Annotated in this window: 11 protein-coding genes; all 11 read left to right on the forward strand. The window is 65.7% G+C overall.

Translation table 11 applies throughout. The features are described 5' to 3' along the window. The coding region (locus GPA22_RS22110; RefSeq protein ID WP_169258231.1) for a Mu transposase C-terminal domain-containing protein at window positions 1–987 on the forward strand (987 nt) is incomplete at its 5' end. 53 nt (window positions 988–1040) lie between these two features. Beyond that, a complete protein-coding gene (locus tag GPA22_RS22115; RefSeq protein WP_169258232.1) occupies window positions 1041–1763 on the forward strand; it encodes an AAA family ATPase in 723 nt (240 codons plus the stop codon). A gap of 9 nt (window positions 1764–1772) precedes the next feature. After that, entirely contained in the window at window positions 1773–2246 is a 474-nt protein-coding gene (locus GPA22_RS22120; protein ID WP_169258233.1) for a phage protein GemA/Gp16 family protein, read from the forward strand. After that, window positions 2246–2533 carry a phage protein Gp27 family protein gene (locus tag GPA22_RS22125; protein ID WP_169258234.1) on the forward strand — a complete coding sequence of 96 codons (288 nt, stop codon included), beginning with the start codon at window positions 2246–2248 and terminating at the stop codon, window positions 2531–2533. The genes GPA22_RS22120 and GPA22_RS22125 overlap by 1 nt, the downstream gene beginning before the upstream one ends. 50 nt (window positions 2534–2583) lie before the next feature. Further along, window positions 2584–2826, forward strand: a complete 243-nt coding sequence (locus GPA22_RS22130; RefSeq protein WP_169258235.1) for a hypothetical protein — start codon at window positions 2584–2586, stop codon at window positions 2824–2826. Then, window positions 2823–3485 carry a hypothetical protein gene (locus tag GPA22_RS22135; RefSeq protein ID WP_169258236.1) on the forward strand — a complete coding sequence of 221 codons (663 nt, stop codon included), beginning with the start codon at window positions 2823–2825 and terminating at the stop codon, window positions 3483–3485. The genes GPA22_RS22130 and GPA22_RS22135 overlap by 4 nt, the downstream gene beginning before the upstream one ends. Continuing rightward, window positions 3482–3715, forward strand: a complete 234-nt coding sequence (locus GPA22_RS22140) for a hypothetical protein (protein WP_169258237.1) — start codon at window positions 3482–3484, stop codon at window positions 3713–3715. Before GPA22_RS22135 ends, GPA22_RS22140 begins: the two co-directional genes overlap by 4 nt. A 33-nt stretch (window positions 3716–3748) precedes the next feature. Beyond that, window positions 3749–4141, forward strand: coding sequence for a Mor transcription activator family protein (locus tag GPA22_RS22145; RefSeq protein ID WP_169258238.1), 393 nt, complete (start codon window positions 3749–3751; stop codon window positions 4139–4141). A 30-nt stretch (window positions 4142–4171) separates the two neighbouring features. Beyond that, entirely contained in the window at window positions 4172–4924 is a 753-nt protein-coding gene (locus GPA22_RS22150; protein WP_169258239.1) for a hypothetical protein, read from the forward strand. Window positions 4925–4952: 28 nt separating this feature from the next. Then, window positions 4953–5537: a hypothetical protein gene (locus GPA22_RS22155; protein ID WP_169258240.1), complete on the forward strand. Its 585-nt coding sequence runs from the start codon at window positions 4953–4955 to the stop codon at window positions 5535–5537. Window positions 5538–5675: 138 nt separating this feature from the next. Then, window positions 5676–5855, forward strand: coding sequence for a hypothetical protein (locus tag GPA22_RS22160; protein WP_169258241.1), 180 nt, complete (start codon window positions 5676–5678; stop codon window positions 5853–5855). Window positions 5856–5998 lie beyond the last annotated feature (143 nt).

Genomic DNA, 5998 nt, shown 5'->3' on the forward strand with positions numbered 1-5998 from the left:
TTCGCGGAAATCTCACGCCTGACGCAAACCCTGCAGCAGCGCTTCACCGTGGCCGAGCTGCCCGCCAGCGGCGAGCTGTGCGAGCTGGTGAGCGAGCAGCGCCAGGTGGTGCGCGCCAACCCCTACAACGCCCCGGCCAAACCCATCGAGGGCCTCTTCTCGGTGATTGAGGGCACGGTGCTTTCGATGATACCGGGCTGGACCGGCGGCGACCGCATGCGCGCCAAGACCCACAACGTGGGCCACGCGCCGGAGCCGTATCCGGGCACCTGGGAGCAGTTCCACGCCGACTTCGAGACGGCGCTTGCCTTCTATCACCAGACCCAACAGGGCGGGACGATGAGCGGCCGCAGCCCCGCCGAGGTCTATGGCGACTTCATTGAAGCGGGCTGGACGCGCACTCACGTGGAAGAGCGCGTGCTGCTGCTCTCGTTCGCCGAAGAGGATACCCGCCGGGTGAACAACGGCTATGTGAGCTGGGATGGGACCGAGTACTACGACGATGCGCTGCTGCCCCACATCGGGCAGACGGTAATCGTACGCGTGTGCCGCCATGACCCGCGCTATGCCTACGTGTTCGACCGTGACCGCGCGCTGATCTGCGCGGCGGGCGTGGCACCGGTGTTCGGCTTCATGGACCCGGCCGGCGCCGAGGAGCAGGCGCGCCGCCGCAAGGTGCTGATGCGCCACGTCGCCGAGCTGCGCGAGAACGTGTGCCGGCTCGACCTGGTGGCGGAGATGGCGAAGGTGGTGAAGGCCAGCGGCCCGATGCCGCAGGCGCGCGTGGGCGCCACGGTGGTGATGTCGGAAGCCGCGCAACAGATGGTGAAGGCCGTCACCGAGATCGAGAACGCCGCGCTGGCGGCGAGCACGGAAGCCGGGACGAAGCAGGCCGATGTGAGGCGGCTTTCGCAATGGAGTTCGCCGGACGAATGCGACCCGTACCTGGATGCGGTGGCGTTCGCCGACGAGGAGGCTGCGACCTGAAGCCCCTGGCCGGGCTTGGGACGCGGGGTGAAACACAACGAGCGGGAGCTTACATGAGCGAAACCATCGAAACAAGGCAGGTCCGCGACGCGTTGAGGATGGCGCAGTCGGTGCTGGACTCGCTGGAGACCGGCCCCATCGGGCAACTGGTGGGGGAATCCGGCACGGGTAAGACCCGTGCGGGCAAGTACCTGGTCGAGCACCTGGGCGCGGTGCGGGTGTGCTGCGCGCAGGGCATTTCCAACAAGGTGCTGGCGGCCAAGATTCATGCCGCCTTTGGCGGCGAATCCGCGCCGGGCAGCGCCAATACGCTGATTGGGCGGCTGGAATCGCTGGTGGCCGGAAGGCTGCTGGTGGTCGATGAGGCGAACCATCTGCGCTGGCAACAGCTTGAGCTGCTGCGCTACCTCGCCGACGAGGCCGGCATGGGCCTGATTCTGGTCGGCACCGACCTCATGGACCGGCCCTTCAAGGACGGGCGCACCGCCACCTTTCTCGCGCAGCTCGCGAGCCGCATCGGCGCCAAGCGCGTGCGCTTCGAGCCGCTCTCGGCGCTCGAAGAGGTCGCCGGCTACATGCTCCAGCCGCACTTCGGGAAGGTGGACAAGGCCACCGCGGCGGCCTTTCACAAGCAAGCCAAGGGCTACTGGCGGGATGCGGCGGAACTGGCGGCGGCGTGCCGCAGGGTGCTGGCCGCGCAGAACCTGGAACGGCTCTCACCGGTGGTGGTGGAGGCCGCATCGAACTGGATGGCGCCGGCCCGGCTGGCGGCGTGAGGAGGAATCATGGCACTGAAGAACCCCGCGCAACAACGCGCCGCCCTGATCGCCAAAGTGCATGCCCTGGCGAAGAAGCTGGGCTATGACGAGGCGACCTATCGCACCGTGCTGCTGACGCAGACCGGCAAGACTTCGTGCCGGCAGATGAGCGACCGGCAGCTTTCCCGGCTGGCCGAGGCGCTGGACTGCCTTGCGAAGGGCAAGTCCCTGCCCGAGGCCCCAAAGCCGCCCAGCGCGTCCGCCAAGGGCCTTGCCGGGCAGGCGCTGCCCACGGCCAAGCAGTGGGAGACGCTCGCCGGGCTGTCGGCGCGTGCCGGCTGGGGCGGGCTGCATGACTTCCGGCTGCTTGCCTTCGCCCGCCATACGGCGAAGGTGGCCGACCTCGGGGAGCTGTCGCGCAGCGGGATGAGCGCGGTCATCACCGGCCTTTCTCGGCGTTTGGCGCAGCAGGCCAGGGCAGCGCATGAGGAGGGGCGGTAATGGCGCGCAAGTCTTCCATCGAGAGCCTACCGCCGGCCGCACGGAAGGCCGTGCAGCGGGCGCTGTACGAGCGCGGCTTCCGGGACTACACGGGGCTGGTCGCGGAGTTGGCCGAGCAGGGATACGCGATCTCCCGAACGGCGCTGCATCGCTATGGCCGCAAGCTCGAAGAGGCGGTCAAGGCGGCCGAGCTGGATGCGCTTGTGCATGGCGACGAGGCGCGCCCCGACACGCCCGCCGGCCGCCAGTTGGATTTTCTGAACGAGCTTGAAGGCGGGAGGGCGTGATGGTGAAAGGGGTCAAGGATGCCCCGCCCAACCCGCATAGGCGGGCGGCTGTGGCGAATCTGAATGCGACGCTGCTGGAGCGGTTGCAGGCGGTGCATTCGGCCGTGCTGCAGCTCTCCGAACAGGGCTTCACGGTGGAAAGCGTGGATGTCAATGCGGAGCGGCCGAGGCTGGTGGTGCTACCCACCGACGCGGCTGCGGGTGAGGTGATCGGCGCCAAGCGGGCGTGCGGCTGCTTCGTGGTGTGGATGGCGCCGGCCTGCGGCGCGCAAGCGATGGGAGGTGGGAAGTGAACGAGTATCCGGAGATTGCCGACCCGCAGGGCTGGGAGCGTGCCTGCACGGCGATGCGGTCGGCGAGTGACGTCGACCTGGACCATTGCGCGAACGCCCTCAGAGAGGGACTCGGCCGCGCCGGTGCGGTGCTGCGGGCGCTCCAGAACCTGATGCACAGCAGCCAAGGGGACGAGCGGCCGGGTGACCGCGCGACCTTGGTGGAGATTGCGCTTGAGGAGGTCGAGGCGCTGGACGAGCTTCCGGCAGACGGCGGGATCGCCGATCAGATAGAGCGCATGGAGCGGGACGTAAAGCACCGGCTCTATCGGCAACTGCGTTACGGCGAGGGCCAAGCGACCGCCGCACGCGCCCTGAGCGTGGCGCTGGTTGCGGACAGTGGGGCCGCGGAGCTGGACGCCGTGGCGAAGGCGCTGTGGCCCCATGTCGAGGGTGGTGACGTGGCCGCCACGCAGTGGGACGCCTTCTGCGCGGCCGTCCAGGCGCATGGGCTGGTGGTGCACATGCATGGCTTGCCAGCGGTGCCGGTGCCCGAGGTGATGACGCGCGAGAAGGCGAAGGCGCTGCGCAAGCATGTCCGCGCTGCCGAGCGTCTCGGCAAGCGCATCGCGGAGCTAGAGGCGGCCAGCCAAGCCGCTGCGAGGGAGGGCCGGCGATGAACGACTACGGACACGCCCTGCGGGCGGCACTGATCCGCGGCACGGGGCACCGCAGTTGGGCGGCGCGGGTGGTGAATGCGGCCGGCCGGCTGTACCGGGCGCTGCAGCGCCGTGCGGCCCCGGCGCCGGCCGGGCTGATGGTGCGGCCGGTGCGCGGAGGCGACGGGCTGCTGTACCTGTCGCCGGGCACGGGAGAGCGCAGCCAATTGGGTTTCAGGAAGCAGGGTTGAAAGGGGGTATGCAGAATGAGGAATGAGGCATCAGTGAAAATTTCCAGGAAAAGCGGGCATGAAGTGCTCAGTCACTTTGCGGCCATGCTCTCAGCGTTGCTTCTCCGGAAAGGCGTTGAGGAGAAGGCGGCCGATGACATCTCGGTCGAGGCGCTCGACACGATGACGAAGGAGTTCGGCGGGCAGCAAATCTACTTTCCGCGCGACTTCAAACGACAGCGGGATGATCGGGACTCAACCATCTTTGAACGCTTTCAGCGCAACGAGGCGTCTATCGACAGCCTTGCTTACGAATATGGCATCAGTGCGAGACAGGTCTACTCGATCATCGCCGCGGAACGGGAGCGTCGAAGGCGGGAACGGGAAGATGCCGAGCAGGCCGCACGGGCGAAGGAGCTGGCGCGATGGAAGCGGGAGAAACTTTGATCAGCAGTGTCACCGACAAAGGAGTGAAGCGTGAGCAGAGAAGATGATTTCGAGCTTGACCGCCGGGCCCGCAGGGTCGCGGGTGAGAAGGGCATTTCCTACAGCCAGGCTCTCGAATACTGCGCCATGCAGGCAGCGCTGCCGCCCATCGGTTTTTCAGGGCAGACGGCAATGTCGGATGCCCAGCTTGACGCGGCGGCCAGGCATTGCGCGCTACAAGATGGCGTGAGCTACGCGGAGGCCCTGATGCGGGTCGCCGGCGCGGGCCCGTTCGGCCCGGCGGAGTTTCGGTGTTCCCTCGGCGGGATAGTGAGCTTTGCCGGTTCGGACAGCATGAATTACGCGGCCTCGTCGGCATCGGTGATGGAAAGCCAGTGGATCGAGATTTTCAAGGCGGGTACCCATGTCAGTTCCGATGGGCAGGCGCTGACCTTCACCGCCAATGACATCAAGGCCATCGCGGATGGGTATCGGCCCGAAGTCAGGGAAGCCCCTCTGGTCGAGGGACATCCCCCGATGAACGCACCCAGTTATGGGTGGGTCGCAAAGCTGATGGCAACGCCGGCCGGCCAGCTCTTGATGCGAGTCAAGCAGGTTGAGGCAGCTTTCGCTGAGCGGGTGAAGGCGGGCCGCTTCAAAAAGCGGAGCGCGGCATTTTACCCGCTTGATGCAACTGGAAATCCGACGCCCGGCCAGTTCTATCTGCGCCACGTTGGATTCCTGGGCGCCCATCAGCCGGCACTGCCGGGCATGGGTGATATCGACTTCTCTCCGGCAAGGTAGGCGCTGGAACACACCGAGGTTTTGAAAAATGACGAACATAAACAGTGCCAGTGTGGATGCGGCGCTCAGGCAGGTCAGGGGTACGGTGGCCGGTTTGCGCCAGAAGGTCGCAGCGGCAGACGCCCGGATGCAGCAGATCGCGCAGGACATCAACGCCTTGAAGGAAGCCCCGATTTCCTTTGAGGACTGGTCGAAGTACCTGAAGGACTACATCCAACGTCGTGGCGCCAATTGGCCCGATTCAGTCTTCATGATGAAAGTTTCGTCCGGCGAATCGCGATTTCCCGGTGATCCACTCATTGGCGTCGGTGCGCGTGAGTGGCGGGAATTCGAAGGCGGCACATCGCCTCTCTTTGGCGCGGAGGCATACCTTTCGAAGATTACCGAAGGGGATGTGTTCAGCGCCCTGTGTGCGGTTGCCCCAAAGTTGGTCCATGCTCGCCTGGTGTCGAGTCTTAAGGCCCGCGGCACCCGGTTTGGTACGGACCTCCTTCCGGTTCCCCAGCGGAAATTGCTTGTCGCGAAACTGGAGCTGGAGCACAAAACGCTGGAGACGCAACGCGCAGGGCTACAGGCCGAGATTGACGAACTGGTCACCGGCCTCGGGCTATAAGAGGATGAGCGCGGCTTTTCAACACTCTGGCTTGTATCGGCTGCCTCGGCGTCGCTACCGTCGGTCACAGGGGCACGTCCCTACCGGTTTCGCGCCGCGCTCGCAAAAAGTATATCAGTGTGGAATTGGAGAAGTAACATGACGCAACGGCCCCTTGTTGCCCTCATCTCTGATGCGGACGACCCGAGGAAGGCCGCCTTCGTGCAGGCGGAAAACGGCAAGCGCCTTCTCTTCGCCAGCCAGGAGGAGGCCGAAGCTTGGCTCGCCGAGCACGCCAAGCCCGGCGTGGACTACCGGCTTTTCGATGGTACTGACTGACCGTAACGGCCTGTCGGTCGATTACGATGCCCGTCGCGACTCACGCGGACGGGCATTTTTCCCTGGGCAGATTCCGGTTTAATTCCGTCCGTAGTCCGGTGCAAATATGTCCGTTTTCCGGCTTTTTTTCGTCCCGCCTAAAA

This window comes from Aromatoleum toluvorans (assembly GCF_012910905.1).
GTDB lineage: Bacteria > Pseudomonadota > Gammaproteobacteria > Burkholderiales > Rhodocyclaceae > Aromatoleum > Aromatoleum toluvorans.